General features: G+C 41.8%; 11 protein-coding genes. 9 read left to right on the top strand and 2 right to left on the bottom strand.

Translation table 11 applies throughout. The annotated features are described in order from the left end of the window. A partial coding sequence (locus M23134_RS36175; RefSeq protein WP_002705686.1) for a DUF5689 domain-containing protein occupies positions 1–793 on the top strand: 793 nt, incomplete at its 5' end. Positions 794–942: 149 nt separating this feature from the next. Here the strand turns inward: M23134_RS36175 and M23134_RS36170 are convergent. After that, positions 943–1,599 carry a hypothetical protein gene (locus tag M23134_RS36170; protein ID WP_002705685.1) on the bottom strand — a complete coding sequence of 219 codons (657 nt, stop codon included), beginning with the start codon at positions 1,597–1,599 and terminating at the stop codon, positions 943–945. An 813-nt stretch (positions 1,600–2,412) separates the two neighbouring features. Between M23134_RS36170 and M23134_RS36165 the strand changes: the two genes are divergently transcribed. The 6 genes from M23134_RS36165 (at position 2,413) to M23134_RS36140 (ending at position 10,584) form a co-directional block, all read left to right on the top strand. Next, complete coding sequence (locus tag M23134_RS36165) at positions 2,413–3,480, top strand: Smr/MutS family protein (RefSeq protein WP_002705680.1); 1,068 nt, start codon at positions 2,413–2,415, stop codon at positions 3,478–3,480. Between the two features lie 256 nt (positions 3,481–3,736). Next, a complete protein-coding gene (mgtE, locus tag M23134_RS36160) occupies positions 3,737–5,089 on the top strand; it encodes a magnesium transporter (protein WP_002705678.1) in 1,353 nt (450 codons plus the stop codon). A gap of 154 nt (positions 5,090–5,243) precedes the next feature. Beyond that, positions 5,244–6,194, top strand: a complete 951-nt coding sequence (locus M23134_RS36155) for a 2-hydroxyacid dehydrogenase (RefSeq protein ID WP_002705675.1) — start codon at positions 5,244–5,246, stop codon at positions 6,192–6,194. Between the two features lie 369 nt (positions 6,195–6,563). Then, the gene (locus tag M23134_RS36150; RefSeq protein ID WP_002705673.1) at positions 6,564–7,655 is read left to right on the top strand and encodes an FAD:protein FMN transferase; all 1,092 of its coding nucleotides are present in this window, start codon (positions 6,564–6,566) and stop codon (positions 7,653–7,655) included. 325 nt (positions 7,656–7,980) lie between these two features. Then, positions 7,981–9,573, top strand: a complete 1,593-nt coding sequence (locus M23134_RS39485; RefSeq protein ID WP_002705671.1) for a S1C family serine protease — start codon at positions 7,981–7,983, stop codon at positions 9,571–9,573. 249 nt (positions 9,574–9,822) lie between these two features. After that, positions 9,823–10,584 carry a class I SAM-dependent methyltransferase gene (locus tag M23134_RS36140; RefSeq protein WP_002705669.1) on the top strand — a complete coding sequence of 254 codons (762 nt, stop codon included), beginning with the start codon at positions 9,823–9,825 and terminating at the stop codon, positions 10,582–10,584. A gap of 341 nt (positions 10,585–10,925) precedes the next feature. Here the strand turns inward: M23134_RS36140 and M23134_RS36135 are convergent, their stop codons facing one another. Further along, the gene (locus M23134_RS36135; protein ID WP_002705667.1) at positions 10,926–11,246 is read right to left on the bottom strand and encodes a hypothetical protein; all 321 of its coding nucleotides are present in this window, start codon (positions 11,244–11,246) and stop codon (positions 10,926–10,928) included. 502 nt (positions 11,247–11,748) lie between these two features. On the opposite strand from M23134_RS36135, the gene M23134_RS36130 reads away from it, so the two are divergent. Both M23134_RS36130 and M23134_RS36125 read left to right on the top strand, forming a co-directional pair. After that, positions 11,749–12,951, top strand: coding sequence for an amino acid deaminase/aldolase (locus M23134_RS36130; RefSeq protein WP_045115023.1), 1,203 nt, complete (start codon positions 11,749–11,751; stop codon positions 12,949–12,951). A 312-nt stretch (positions 12,952–13,263) separates the two neighbouring features. Continuing rightward, positions 13,264–14,592, top strand: coding sequence for a D-arabinono-1,4-lactone oxidase (locus M23134_RS36125; RefSeq protein WP_002705664.1), 1,329 nt, complete (start codon positions 13,264–13,266; stop codon positions 14,590–14,592). Positions 14,593–15,540 lie beyond the last annotated feature (948 nt).

Raw genomic sequence — 15,540 nt, 5'->3', positions numbered from 1 at the left:
CTCTACTACAGTGTTTACTCCAAGCGATAAGCCGTTCTCAGACCAGGAGCTGCCCATTGGCAACGGAACCATCATTGGCAAGGCTTCCAGCTTTAATGGCACCATCCAACTATTGCCACGTACGGAGGCCGATTTTGCCGGACTACAAAACGGTGGTGGGGTTGACCTTTCAGGCAATGTGGCCATTGCCCAACTACGCAATATTTACCAATGCGCCAACACCCAGGTAAAAGGCGCTTTTAATATTACAGGGGTGGTTACTATTTCGCCAGAGCAAGGCAATCTTAATTCAAAAAATGTTTTTATTCAAGATGCCGCCGGAACCGGCATTGCGTTGCGCTTCAAAGCCGACCATAGCCTCAAGCTAGGCGAGCAAATCACTATTAACTGTCAGGGTTTGGCTTTAGAAAAATTCAATGGCTTGCTTCAGCTCAACGAAATAGACGAAGCTACTCATATTATAAGCAAAGGGGCAGCTACACTGCCAACCCCAGTAACTGCTACTATTGCCGACATCAAAGCTGGCAAATATGAAGGGCAACTGGTGAAAATAGAAGGAGTAGAGTTTAAAGGCACGGGGGCATTGAGCGGTACTACAGAAATCACTACCACCGACTGTGCGCAGTCTTTGCCAGTGTATACCCGTGCAGACGCTGACTTTGCAAACACCGCCCGCCCCGATGGTACCGGAAGTATTGTAGGTGTGGTAACAATAACCACTACTCCTCAATTGATCATTCGTGACATGAACGATATTAGCTTTACTGGAGCCAAAGTATGTAATGCTCAGTAAAAACTTAGTAATCAGTGCACTAGAGTAACCCATTGATAAAAAGAGGGTGGCAAACTCTAAAATAAAAAAAGCCCCTTGATCTGTATAGACCAAGGGGCTTTTTTTATCAGTTCAACAGCGCAAACCTATCAATGTTTCTGCAAACTCACCTAAAAAGGCTCGTTTAAATCTGTTAAATCCCCGGTTATTTTTTTGACTGCATTGAATAAAGATCGAGATTTATCGGGAATAGTCGTAGCTTTTAAAGCATGCGCGGTATAATCGTCGTTGAGCCCTATCGCAAAGTTGGTACGCTTTACCCAGGCACGTTCCTCCAGCTCTGCCATTACTTCCAGATTCATTTTTTGGTGCAAACTTTCCCTTGCGTTTTTTATAATATAAGCATCCACATCCAGGTCTGCCATTATAAGCGACGAACTACTAAACACCTCTATTGCCCGGTAAGGAATATGCCAGAGTACTATTTGCGTAAACTGGGGGGTAGCTTGGTATACATCCAATACTTTAAAAATACTATTACAGTTGATAGTGTGCAAACCCCATTTTGCTACTGCGGGGTCTAGCTCAAACAAAGGCGCCGCTTTGCTGGAAGCCACGACAAACCTGCAGTTTTTGACAGGTTTGCCGGCAAAATAAGACATATCGACAAAACAAGGCGAACGCAATATAAGCCCTGGTTCGTATTGAGCAATTGCCTGAGCAGGCAAGCTACAGTCACGATAAAACATCGCCATGCCAGGCAAAGTCCAGTGGATAATCTCGTCGATATTGTCGGGTAAAAAAGAATGATGAGTGTCTTCAGTCATTGAAATGAAATGAGTTAAAGTAATCTTACCCACAGACTGGTGGGGTAAGGCCAAAATAAGAGTAGATCTTGTGGAATATTGATAGTAAGTGCCAAAGTAGAATTAGATATATCTAATGAGTAGGTGTAACCGTCACCGTCATATTATAAACAAGTTATCCTTACCTCAATAGTCCATAGTATTTAGTCGATAGCTGATTCGAGTAAATATTTACCTTGTTAAATACTGTAAACCAGTATTTTATATTAAGATTGCTTACTCAATTTATTTTTAAAAGTGTGTCGGTTTTACGTCCAAACACCCAATTAAATAGTTTTTAAATTCGTAAATAACTGAGAACCAGCAAACAACTTTGACTAAAATCACTGCAGAGTATTGTACCTGTAGCTTATAGCTAATTACTTGCGGCTAAGTAGCAGGACAAAATTGTCTGCACTTTATGGCTGTATGGTTTTATTGTTCCGCTATGCGTCGAAAAGCCATATAACAATACAACCATTGAACCATAGTTATTTATGTCCAAGTACTTACTTAATTGTAAACTTAAACACTATAGCTGGAAGTGAAGTAGTAGCGTATCATGGGGCAATTTCTTTTCTTAAGAAAAATTATAACATTGCTGTTTCTAATTTTTTATCTTTGCAAAACTACGGGCATTGCATTGCTCAATTATTTGGTTCCCCCATGGCGTCATATAACTGACGGTCAATACTTTTTTTACAACGTTGTGTGGAGGATTAAAGGTTACTTTTTTAGCTTAAATGTATATTGTTTGAGCCAACGCTGATTCAAAGAAAATAAAAATATATAATAATGAATATAGGAGACAGAGTAAGGACACTTCACGGTACAGAAGAAGGTATTATCTCTAAAATAAGCGGCAATGTAGTAGAAATAGAAATAGAAGATGGTTTTTCTATTCCAGTGCTCAAAAACGAAGTGGTGGTGGTAGCCAAAGAAGAAGAAAAACGCTTTGGAAGCGGCTATCAGGAAGAAGATCAAGGCAGATTTGCCGCACGCCCTACCGACAAATCGCCTGCCAGCCCGGCTATTTTTTCCAGCAAAGGCATTTATGCCGCCTTTGTACCCGTTAACGACAAAATGTATTCTCTGTATATTGTTAACAATACCGATTTCGACTTGCCCTTTACTGTAGGGGTAGAAAAAAATCAAAACCACCAAGGTTTATATGCAGGATTGATTCGCGGGCGTGACTCGATCAAAATAAACGAAGTAAACATCAAAGACTTTGACAATTGGGGCGTGTACATATTTCAGTTTTTGTTTGCCAAACGAGGCTATTTTGCTATCAAAGCCCCTTTTGTTAAAAAAATGCGTTTCAGAGCCTCTACCTTTTTCAAGAGCAAAGCCAAAGCTCCGGTAATTGAAAAAGAAGCTTATCTTTTTCAGCTCGACAAAGATGAAACCAGTGGCACGCTCAGCAGCCACGACATTGGCGATATACCTCAGACTGATGCCGAAAGCCAGGCACAGGCAAAAAACCAGCAAAAACCGCTGGATGCAGCCAAACTCAAAGAACAAATGTTTGCCAAAAATGAGACGACTACCGTTAAGGACAAACCCCAATTTGTAGAAACACCTGAGTTTGAAGTAGACTTGCACATTGATAAGCTCACGGGCGACTCAAATAATATGAACCGCGGCGAAATACTAGAGCTGCAGCTCAAAACATTTGAAAACAAACTGGAAAATGCCATTGCCAGTGGAATGAGCGAGATTATTTTTATCCACGGAGTAGGCAACGGGGTGCTCAGCAAAGAAATACACAAGCGTTTGAGCAAAAACAGTGACATTCAGTACTACGAAGACGCCCACAAAGAAAAGTTTGGCTATGGTGCCACAGCCGTAAAGCTGAAGTAACACCTTTGAACAAAACCTTTCAAATAAAGCAACGAATCCCTGTTCAGGCAAAAAGAACAGGGATTTTTTGATGGGCAAATTTTAAGGTGTAACAAAGTAAAGAGTGGTGGGTTGGGTAAGTGTTGGAATGGGCTAAAACTTCATCAAAAATTCATACTTGTTTTAAGCTTTTTCGTCTAACTTTGTTGCCTGGAAACGTGGTCAAAATTCAGGATTGTATATTTTTTAGTCACACTTTAGAAAGGAGGTATTGTTAATGTCGTTTGTGCTTACCAAAGATCTTTTAGACAAGGTTGAGAAAGCCGTTGATACTAAGAATAGTCAATTTGTAGAAAACGAACTCTCGCTGTTGCGTCCAGCCGATATTTCTACTGTATTGAACGAAATGGATACCGAGCAAGCTATGTTTGTAATGGACTTGCTGACGGTAGAAACAGCGGCAGAGATTATCAGTTACCTCGACGAAGATGTGTGTATCCCTTTTATAAGAAATTACCCCTCTGAAACCATTGCCCAATGGATTAATTACATAGACTCAGATGATGCCGCAGATATTTTGAACGAGCTGCCCCTGCAAACGAGGGAAGAAATCATTGCCTTTTTGGATAGTAAAGAAAAAGCTGATTATATCATAGATCTTTTGCACTATGAAGAAGACTGCGCCGGGGGCTTAATGGCAAAAGAGCTGATCAGTGCCAACATCAACTGGACGGTGATTCAGGCTATAGATGAGATTCGCCGACAGGCAGAAAAAGTTGAGAAAATTTACTCGTTGTATGTAGTCGATAACCAAGAACGTCTGCTGGGGAGGGTGTCGCTCAAAAAAATTATTTTGTCGAACGACGAAACCCGGATTGCAGACATTTATGAGCAAGGCATAGTGGCAGTAAAAACCTATCAGGACGAAGATGAGGTAGCCGAGATTATGCGTAAGTATGACCTGGCAGCAGTGCCCGTGATCAACGAACGGGGCAAGCTCATGGGGCGCATTACCATTGACGATGCCGTAGATGTGATCACCGAACAAGCAGAAGAAGAACGCCAGATTATTACGGGTATTTCTGAAGATATAGAAGAAGACGACAATGTACTCATGCTTACCAGGGCACGCTTGCCTTGGCTCATCATAGGTATGGCGGGCGGCTTAATGGGGGCTCGTTTTATTGGACTTTTTGAGAAAGACCTGGCAATTCTTCCGGCAATGGCCTTTTTTATCCCACTGATTACAGCTACCGGAGGCAATGTGGGTATCCAATCGTCGTCTATTGTGCTTCAAAGTTTGGCAAATAAATCTATGATTGGCGTCAATTACTTTCAGCGTTTGTTCAAGGTGTTGATCGTTGCCATTATCAATGGAGTAGTTATTTCGGTCATTGTGTTTGGTTTTACCATTATTCTGGGGCAAACCGTCAACCTGGCGGGCATTGTAGCCATTTCGTTGTTTTTTGTAGTATTGCTGGCCTCATTTATGGGTACCATTACCCCACTGGTGCTCGACAAACTGGGCATTAATCCAGCGTTGGCAGCCGGACCTTTTATTACTACCGCAAACGACTTGCTGGGCTTGGCAGTCTATTTTTCGACTGCTCATATGCTCTACAGCTTTTAAATATTGGGCATATAAAACAAAAAACAGTACTGAGCCAATCATTTTACCCCTGTAGAGCAAATAGCCTTGCCTCTAAAAAAAACTTTTACGAACTTAGTTATTGTAGTGCTCATGGCGTATTTTTTTATAAACACACACTAGATTCATTTACAATATGGCTTTTAATATACTCATCATAGATAAAATGCACCCCTCTATTACCTCGCTGCTTGAGTCGCGTGGTATCCAGGGTGACTATCGTCCGGATATTACCCGCGCAGAGATTTTGACAATCGTAGACAAATACGAAGGATTAATGGTTCGGAGTAAAACCGCCATCGACGAAGACTTAATTGGGCGGGCTTCGCGCTTAAAAGTAATTGCCAGGGCGGGTGCTGGACTTGATAAAATAGACTTATCGGCAGCCAATGCCAGGGGAATTAAGGTATTGAACGCTCCAGAGGGCAACCGCGATGCAGTAGGCGAACAAACTATAGGTATGCTGTTGTCTTTACTACACAATGTGCAACGTGCCGATTGGGAAGTAAAGAACTTTGCCTGGAAACGGGAAGCAAACCGAGGGGTAGAGCTTATGGACAAAGTAGTGGGGGTGATAGGCTACGGCAATATGGGCAAGGCTTTCGCCAAACGCTTGAGTAGCTTTGGATGCAAAGACGTGATAGCTTATGACCGCCGCCCTGACCGTGGAGACGAATATGCCCGACAAGTGTCTATGGACGAGGTGTTTGAACGTGCCGAAATAATAAGCCTGCACGTACCACTCGACGAATATACTTATGAGCTGGTAGATGATGATTTTTTAGATTGTTTTGAGCATAATATTTACTTGGTAAACACGGCAAGGGGCAAGGTACTCGTGCTAGATGCATTGCAACGAAAAATACAAGAGGGCAAGGTGTTGGGAGCGGCTTTGGATGTGCTCGAAAACGAAAAACTACAGAATTTGAGTGAAGCCGAGAAACAAAGTTTTGAGTTTTTGCGCAAGTCACCCCACATTATCATGACTCCTCATATTGCTGGTTGGACGCACGAGTCTTTCCAGAAAATAAATGAAGTATTGGTAGATAAGATTCAACAGTATTTGCAAGTCAAGGAGAAGATTTAGTTTTTTGTGCTTTGTGGAGCTGTTAGCTTTTCTGGTCTTCGTGGAGGTTTAGCCGTTAGTTTTTCTGGTCTTCGCGGAGGTTTAGCTATTAGCCTTTCTTGGTCTTCGCGAAGGTTTAGCCGTTAGCTGTTAGCTTTTCTGGTCTTCGTGGAGGTTTACCGTTGGCTTTTAGCCTTTCTGGTCTTCGTGGGGGTTTTCTCGCTTTCGCAAATATGATAATCACCATCGAGCAAAAGCTAAAAGCCCAACCAATACAAACAGTTAAACTAAAGCTAATGGCTAAAAGCTAAACTATATCGTAGCTCAAGAAAAGGCTAATGGCTAAAAACAGCTCAAGAAAAAGCTAAAAAAAGAAACCAAAATTAAAAAATGAGTCATAGAAAAAAGAACCTGATTTATTCAGTAGTTTTATTGTCGTTGGTAGGCATAGTGTATTTGTACCGCAAAAGCCAACACAAAGAAAATTTGGCGAAAGCCCAGGCAAAAACAAGACAGCAAGCCCCAAACAAGGCAAACAAAGTAAAAGTGACCGGGACTACTATGGGTAAGATTGTATACAATGTAACCTATTTGGACGACCAAAACCGTGACTTCAAACAAAGCATCGACTCAGTATTGGTAGCGTTCAACGAGTCGTTGTCTACTTACATCCCCTCTTCCGAGATTTCTACCTTTAACCAAGGCACAGAAGTAAGCTTTCAGTCTCCGTTTTTTTACCCGGTACTGGCAAAAAGCCAAGAGGTATTCCGCCACACCAACGGCGCCTTTGACCCTACTGTAGGTCCTCTGATCAATGCCTGGGGGTTTGGGTTTAAAAAAGCAAAAGAGGGCAAAGTCCCTGTAGACTCACTCAAACAGTTTGTGGGGTTCGACAAGTACTTGAAGTTTGACAAGCAAAAGCTCCAAAAAAACAAGCCAGGTGTGGTGCTGGATTTTAGTGCCATTGCCAAAGGCTACGCTGTAGATGTGATAGGCGAATATTTGGCAAATCAGCAAATAGCCAATTATGCTGTAGAGATTGGCGGTGAAGTACGTTGTCAGGGTAAAAATGCAGAGGGCAAAACCTGGCTGTTTGGGGTAAAAAACCCTCAATATAAAGAAGGTAAAAGCAAACATCAATCATCAGTGTTCAGTGCCATTTATTTAGACAATAGGGCAATGGCTACTTCAGGCAATTATGAGAATTTTTATGTAAAAAAAGGCAAAAAATACGCACATACTATAGATCCAGTCACAGGATACCCAGTAGAGCACTCACTGTTGAGCGCCTCGGTGCTTGCCCAGGATTGCATGACGGCTGACGCTTACGCCACCGCGTTTATGGTGATGGGTTTTGAGAAAGCTAAGGCATTGCTTACCAAACACAAGCACCTGGATGCTTACCTCATTTATGCTGACGACCAAGGCAAGCTACAGGCGTATATGACTGAAGGCGCCAAAAAATATTTGGCAAAGTTGTAAACCTGCTCTTCTCTCTTCCTTCGTCTCAAAACTTTATACTAAAGTTATAACAAGGAAGTGAAAGGTCAAAAGTTTTTTTATAAATAACCCTTCACATTTTGTTACCTAAAAAGTGAATGCTACCATCTGATTTTTTTCAAGCAACTTGTTTTTTATTAAATATAGTGTTATTTGCAGTAATTTAATAAATTATTGATCAAATTATACACTACCCTCATGGTGCTAAGTCTCAAGTATAAGATTATGATTATTCATTAAACAACTCTTATATAATAATGATGACTGATTGGTGTCACGTTGGTAGAATAAAACACAACATACTATAATGAAAAAATCAACATTTACCTTCTTATTACTCAGCTTTCTGCTGTCTTCTTGTGCCACCATATTGAATGGTAAATATCAAAAAGTGGCAATCATTACTGATCAGAATAATCAAGTATACATTAACGGTAAAAAAGCCCAAGAAGTAAAAGGAAAATATCGGTTAAGACGGGATGGTAAAGCCAAAGTGATTACAGTAAAACAAGAAGGGTATAAAAACGAGAGTATTGTGGTGATGCAATCAAAAAAGTCGCCTTGGTATAAATTAAGTATTTTCCCTTTTGGCGTAATACTCGCATTTATGGGCGACTCAGGAGATAAGACTTATGACTATGCAAAGCAGCTGAAAGTAGGCACAAAGATGACTCCCAGTATTACGGCAAGAAGCAAAGACATGAAGCAACTTCGCTTGAATAAAGTAGAGGTAGATGTAAACAGCGAAAACCTGAAATACCGCATATCGAACAACTACCCAGGCTTTTTACTGGGAGAACATTGGGCCAACTTCAAAAATATAAACCAGGGAGATGAGCTTAAGTTTAAAAATACTATTTTTACCTCTATGCTCAACAACCTGCTTAAAGACAAGGGGTATATTGACACTACCATTAGAGCGTTAAAAAATAGTTATTTGAATAACTTATACCTGAATGCTACCATCGATAAGTTGAGTATAAACACAGTTGCCATGAGCAATAGACTTGGCTGTACATCTGAAAGCATCTTTTTTGGTAAGTTTTTGTATGTCGCTTTGAGTATTCGCTGGAAGGTACTCGATTATTACAAACATGAGGTATACACTACTGAAACTCAAAGTTTGTCGAGTCATGCCTGGATTTCTAATTACAACTGGTACGGGTCATCGATGGCTACCAGGGAAAAAGAAGCTTTTCACCATGCCACTAAAGATGCCGTAGAGCGAGGACTTATTGAGTTAATGTCTGCCAAAAAAATGCAAGAGCTATTGAGAGACAAAAGTCAACAAGAAAAAGAAGCACGATTTACTGCATTGCAAGTGGCCAAACCTAAAGCTTACGTGTCTAATTTCAACCAGGCAGTGCAAGCATCAGTAACTATCAAACACAAAGAAGGACACGGTAGTGGCTTTGTGATTAGCAACAATGGACATATTATTACCAATTACCACGTCATAGCCAACCGGAATAACCTCTCAGTAATATTTGAGAATGGCAAATCATACAATGCAAAGGTGCTAAGGTCAAGTAAAATATATGATTTGGCTGTATTAAAAATAGAGGCTGAAAACCTGCTACCTTTTAAAATAAGTACTGACAAAAACTTTGAGATTGCTCAAGACATTTATACAGTAGGCACCCCTACCGCCGAAGATTTATCACAAACAATCACTAAAGGGATTATTTCAGGTATAAGAAATAAGACAAAAAATATACAACTTATCCAGATAGACGCCAGTGTAAATGCGGGTAACAGTGGAGGAGTTATTGTTAATAAACAAGGGGTAGTGTTGGGAGTCATAAGCTCAAAACTGAGCGGATACGGAATAGAAGGGGTTGCTTTTGGGGTTCCTGCCTACGAAATATTTAACAAACTCAAGGTTGTTTTGACAAATTAGCGTATTATTTTAGCCAATATATAACAAAATTTTTTAATTTAAACCATTCAAAGCACCAAAGAATAAAGAGGTTAATCATTTTTAGATGGTTAACCTCTTTTGCTATTTTGGCACTTTTCAAAAATTAAAGGGAGTATGGCTGTAAACCCGCCAAGGGAGGTTATTGGCTAAATCCAAACAGGGAGAGGCATTTTGTGTATATTTGTGTAATCCAAAAATATTACACCTTATATTAAAACACTTCGCTATATGAATAATTTAATCCATACCTCTCAAAATGAAAAAACTGATGAACACTTCAACCAATGGTTTAGCTCCCCTTATTTTCATATCTTATACAAACATCAAAACTACCAAGAGACGCAACATTTTTTAGATCAACTGGTAGACTTTTTACAACCCCAACCTCACCATAAGCTACTTGACCTGGCATGTGGCAAAGGAAAACATGCCATTTACCTGAGTAAAAAGGGGCTGGACATGACAGGGTTGGACATTTCGGAAAACAACCTGCGTTATGGTCAAAAGTTTGCCCACGAACGCCTGCAGTTTGTACAACAAGACATGCGCGAGCCTTACCAGGAAAATCATTTCGATTTTATTTTGAATCTCTTTACCAGTTTCGGTTTTTATGACCAGGACGCAGAAAACCAAAAGGTGCTCGATGCAGTGCATACGATGCTCAAGCCAGGTGGAAAGTTTTTCCTTGATTTTATCAACCCACCCGTATACGAGCGTAACCTAATACCCTATGAGTTGTCGGTGGTACAAAACATTAAGTTTCAGGTCACCCAAAAGGTGGAAAATGGCATGCTCACTAAAGGAATTCATTTCGATGACAACGGGCAAGACTTTCACTTTGAAGAAAGCATCAAACTATTGTCTTACGACAAGTTTCAAGAGTATATAGAAGCGTCTTCTTTGCGTTTGCTACAAACCCTGGGGGGGTATGATTTTAGCCCTTTTGAGGAGGCAGACTCTGAGCGAATGATATTTGTACTGGAGAAGTAATAAACGTTGAAGCAATCGCTCCACTGGTACACACTTGTTTGGTGTGTACTACTTTATAGTGACAGCTGAAACCATCAGTCCCTCCCCTCTCCAAAAAAAGGAAAAAAAGCACAAGCTGAAACAACTTGTGCTTAATAAGAGTGGGTAGGTAAAACATAACAAATAATTTTATCTCAGACAACGGTACCTACAAATAGAGCTTTCTTATAAAAAATGAGCACCCCCTCTGAGGCTTGCAAAGTATGAAGTTTCGATCGGTCGTGAAGACACTGCCTGAGGCGATAATGTGGTTTTTCGGGGGCATATTCTCCTAAATAGCCTTTTATAAGAAAGCCCTGTGCCTACAAATACCAAGGCTCAAACACCGCATCTTGGGTATAAGCCTCCGCCTTTTGGTGATCAACCAACTTTTCTAACCTGGTCTGGTAAGCATTGAGCTTTTGTACCCCCTGCTCCAACTCTTGTATCTTCTCAAACAAAATACTCGACAAGTTATTGACCTGTGCCTCTACCAATGCTTGTAGGTCAGGGTTTGCCCCTGCCGCCACAGCAGCTTTCTTTTTGGGAGCATTTGCTTTGGCTTTGGGCTTCGTCTTTTTGTTTTTTGGGGTAATCTTCCAAACTATTTCGCGGGTGTTGTTGTCTATGCCTAGGCTATCCATACTATCTTGTGTTTAAGGGTGACAAACTCAATTTGTTAATTATATTGGCTTAAAATCTTTGTTATGACAAATATAATGGCATTTTAATTTACTTGCCAAATTTTTAAACATAAATTTTGCTATTATTTTTAGCAATAGGTAGGAGGTTTCTACAGCCTCAAGTCCTTAGATGCCGATGCATATCGGTGCTTCAAGCTTGAGGCTACTCTACAAGCAACTTACCGATTTATAACACATTGATTTTTAAAGGTTTATAAAACCTGTAGATAGAAGTCCCTGCGAGGTGCGTAAACGGGATGTCGGCATAGCCTCTACTGGCAACTATAGTGACTTAAAGATGTCAACCTGTTTTAGGCAATGACAAATGGTTGAATTTTGTCAACTTATATCAGGCATAGACACTAACACCTAACACCTTGAGCTATCAACTAAAAAATGCCCAAACTATAGGTATTTTCGTAATTCTATGTACTTTAGCTTTTCAAACAATTGTATCATACAAATGCCTGAGCTTACGCCTGACTACCAATATTATTGCGAAATATTTAAAAATACCCCCAAACCCTTTGCTTTTACCGACCTTGATTTGCTCAACGAAAATATTCGGCAAATTTTGAAACGCACGGGTAGCGCCAAAAAAATAAGGGTTGCCTCCAAGTCGGTACGCTGTAGGGCGGTGCTAGAGCATGTATTGGCGGCAAGCGATCAGTTTCAGGGCATTATGAGCTTTCACCCCCAAGAGGCGGTATGGTTGAGCCAACAGGGCTTCGACGATATTCTGATGGGCTACCCCATTTGGCACGAAACCGACCTAAGGGCAGTAGCCGAAGAGGTAAAACAAGGCAAAATGTTGGTATTGATGATAGACAGCCCCGCCCACGTGCAGCGCATCAATGCTATAGGGCAAGCCATGCAAGTGGCGTTGCCCGTGTGCATAGACATAGACATGTCGTCTAAATTTCCGGGCATTCATTTTGGCGTATTTCGCTCATCGGTACACAACGCCACCGAAGCCCTGGAGGTATACGAAGCTATAGAAGCCGCCGATTTTGTGACTTTAGATGGCATTATGGGCTACGAGGCGCAAATTGCGGGTTTGGGCGATAAAATACCCGGACAGGCGGTCAAAAATGCCATGATTAAATTATTGAAAAAACGCTCGATCAAAGAAATAGCCCGCCGCAGGGCTTCAGTGGTGCATGCGCTTGCGGCACAAGGGGCAAAGTTGCGGGTGGTAAACGGTGGGGGCACGGGTAGCCTGGAGAGCACCATCCAAGAGGAGGTAGTGACTGAAGTAACTGTAGGGTCGGGGTTTTATACCCCTGGTTTGTTCGACAACTACAGCCAGTTTAGCCATTTGCCCGCCGCTGCTTATGCTATAGAGGTAGTGCGCCAACCCTTGCCCGGCATGTACACTTGCCTGGGGGGAGGTTATGTGGCATCGGGGGCTATAGCCAAAGACAAACAGCCAGTGCCCTATTTGCCCCAAGGCTTTCGCCTGACCGACAACGAGGGCACGGGCGAGGTACAAACGCCCATTACTTACCAAGGCAGCGAAACCCTGACCTATGGCAGCCCCATATTTTTGCGCCATAGCAAGGCGGGCGAATTGTGCGAACGTTTCAATGAAATGCATTTGGTGAGCGAGGGAAAAATTGCTGGCAAGGAGCCTACTTTTAGAGGAGAAGGGAAGTGTTTTTTATAGTTGGTAGTCCATAGTTGGTAGTCAGGAGTCGGGAGTTGGTAGCTTCTGCAAGGTGCTGGGTTTTTACACCTTGTTTTACAAGCAACTAATCATTAGTCGGGAGTTAGTAGCCACTATAGCCTCAAGCTTCTAGCTACAAGTTTGAGGCTAATCTACAGGCTACTAACCGATTTATAAAATTTTGATTTTTAAGGCTTTATGAAATCGGCAGACGATATTTTTTAGAATTGCTTCGCGAGCCAACAGCTTGTAAAATCTCCTGACTACTGACTCCCAACTCCCGACTAAAAAAACTAAAAAACTAAAATTATTATGTCAAAAACTGTTGAAAACTGGGGAGGGAATTTGAAATTTACCCCCACCCAAATTTATTATCCTACCAGCCACGAAGAAGTGGTGGAAGTGGTGAAAAAAGCCCGCGAAAACCAGCAAAATGTCCGCATCATAGGCTCAGGGCATAGCTGGACGAAATTGATCAATACCGAAGATGTGTTGGTGTCGCTGGACGAGTACCAAGGCATTGTTTCTTTAGACAAAGAAAACAATACGGCGGTGGTAAAAGCAGGTACCAAGCTTAAGCTGCTAGGCGAGCTATTGCACGAGCAAGGCTTGGCAATGGAAAACATGGGCGATATCAATGTGCAATCTATAGCGGGGGCGCTCAGCACGGGTACCCACGGCACCGGGGTGGAGTTTAAGACGCTTGCCAACCAGATGGAAGAAATCACCCTGGTAAACGGCAAAGGCGAAACGGTGGTTTGTTCTGACACCAACAACCGCGACTTGTTCAAAGCTGCCCAAATATCGTTGGGGGCGTTGGGCATTATTACCCAAATAAAACTGCGCCTGGTGCCCACCTTCAAGCTCAAGTATGTCTCGGTAAAATCTACCCTGGACGAGACCCTCCAACATATAGAAAAGTTCAAAGCCGACAATCGCAATTTTGAGTTTTACTGGTTTCCATTTACCAAAACGGTGCAGCTCAAGTTTGTAAATATGACCACCGAGCCCGTAAAAAACGTGGGTTTTGCCAAAAAGTTTAATGATGTGGTATTAGAAAATGGCGCTTTTGGTGTACTTAGCCGCATTTCAAGAACGTTTCCAAAGGTTGCCCCGCGCATTAGCAAAATTTCGGCAGCGGCAGTATCCGAAGGAACCTATATCAACCATAGCCATCTCATATTTGCGACCCAACGCTTGGTGCGTTTCAACGAGATGGAGTACAATGTGCCCCAAGAGAATTTTACCACCGTGATCAAAGAAATAGAGGAATGCATCAACCAACACCAGTTCAAGGTACACTTCCCGATTGAGTGCCGTTGGGTAAAAGCCGACGACATTTTGATTAGCCCCGCTTCCGACCGCGACTCGGCATATATAGCGGTACACATGTACAAAGGAATGGAGTACAAGCCCTACTTTGAGGCAATTGAGCAAATTTTCAAAAAATACAAGGGCAGACCGCACTACGGCAAAATGAACACCCTCAAGCACGAAGACTTTGCCGAGCTTTACCCCCATTGGGACAAGTTTAACGAAATACGCGAACAACAAGACCCTGACGGCATTTTCTTGAATCCTTATTTGCAGGGGATTTTTAAGGAAAAAGTGGGGAGTCGGGAGTCGGGAGTTGGGAGTTAGGAGCCCAGGGCGCAAGCTTGCAGCTTGTGGCCAGCGTAGTAAATTCAAGATTAAGTATTAGGGCTGTTCAGAGAAATATTATATATTCTCTTTTCAGTCTTTTTTTTGCTTTTTTTTAGAAACCATTGCCCCCCAGGGCGCAAGCTTGTAGCTTGTGTCCAGCGTAGTAAATTCAAGATTGAGTATTTGTTTTTTGCAAAAACATGGAAGCAAGATGCTTCCTCAATACAAAGGCACAAGTTACGCTACGCTAAACTTGCGCCAGAAGGGGGTTCGCGTAGTAAATTCAAGATTAAGTATTAGGGCTGTTCAGAGAAATATTATATATTCCCCCCTGGCGCAAGCTTGTAGCTTGTGTCCAGCGTAGTAAATTCAAGATTGAATATTTGTTTTTTGCAAAAAAATGGAAGCAAGATGCTTCCTCAATACAAAGGCACAAGTTACGCTACGCTAAACTTGCGCCAGAAGGGGGTTCAGCGTAGTAAATTCAAGATTAAGTATTAGGGCTGTTCAGAGAAATATTATATATTCCCCCCTGGCGCAAGCTTGTAGCTTGTGTCCAGCGTAGTAAATTCAAGATTGAATATTTGTTTTTTGCAAAAAAATGGAAGCAAGATGCTTCCTCAATACAAAGGCACAAGTTACGCTACGCTAAACTTGCGCCAGTGGGGGGACATGTTTTTCTTGTCATTCCGAAGAACTGAGGAATCACCTTAACCGCAAGGATTCAAAAAAATAAGTAGCATGGATAATTTTAAACCATAGGCTCATTTTTGCAAATATAATAAAGCCCTAGGCATGATTCCAGCAGGGAGATTTGTATCTGCTTCGAATCAAATTGCCCATTTGAGAAAGCACCAAAAAAGCCCAAATCATTTTTACCTGATTTGGGCTTTGGTTTTGTAAATACTTCTTACAGCTAAAGTATAGGCTGAATTTGCTTGGTTG

This window comes from Microscilla marina ATCC 23134 (assembly GCF_000169175.1).
Lineage (GTDB): Bacteria > Bacteroidota > Bacteroidia > Cytophagales > Microscillaceae > Microscilla > Microscilla marina.
This window is presented reverse-complemented; position numbering and strand designations above follow the sequence as displayed.

Excerpts from the sequence above, each read along its gene's own strand:
- M23134_RS36130 (WP_045115023.1), top strand. The coding sequence starts at position 11,749 with ATGCCTGAGCTTACGCCTGACTACCAATATTATTGCGAAATATTTAAA.
- M23134_RS36140 (WP_002705669.1), top strand. The coding sequence starts at position 9,823 with ATGAATAATTTAATCCATACCTCTCAAAATGAAAAAACTGATGAACAC.
- M23134_RS36150 (WP_002705673.1), top strand. The coding sequence starts at position 6,564 with ATGAGTCATAGAAAAAAGAACCTGATTTATTCAGTAGTTTTATTGTCG.
- M23134_RS36170 (WP_002705685.1), bottom strand. The coding sequence starts at position 1,599 with ATGACTGAAGACACTCATCATTCTTTTTTACCCGACAATATCGACGAG.
- M23134_RS39485 (WP_002705671.1), top strand. The coding sequence starts at position 7,981 with ATGAAAAAATCAACATTTACCTTCTTATTACTCAGCTTTCTGCTGTCT.
- M23134_RS36165 (WP_002705680.1), top strand. The coding sequence starts at position 2,413 with ATGAATATAGGAGACAGAGTAAGGACACTTCACGGTACAGAAGAAGGT.
- M23134_RS36135 (WP_002705667.1), bottom strand. The coding sequence starts at position 11,246 with ATGGATAGCCTAGGCATAGACAACAACACCCGCGAAATAGTTTGGAAG.
- M23134_RS36125 (WP_002705664.1), top strand. The coding sequence starts at position 13,264 with ATGTCAAAAACTGTTGAAAACTGGGGAGGGAATTTGAAATTTACCCCC.
- M23134_RS36155 (WP_002705675.1), top strand. The coding sequence starts at position 5,244 with ATGGCTTTTAATATACTCATCATAGATAAAATGCACCCCTCTATTACC.
- mgtE (WP_002705678.1), top strand. The coding sequence starts at position 3,737 with ATGTCGTTTGTGCTTACCAAAGATCTTTTAGACAAGGTTGAGAAAGCC.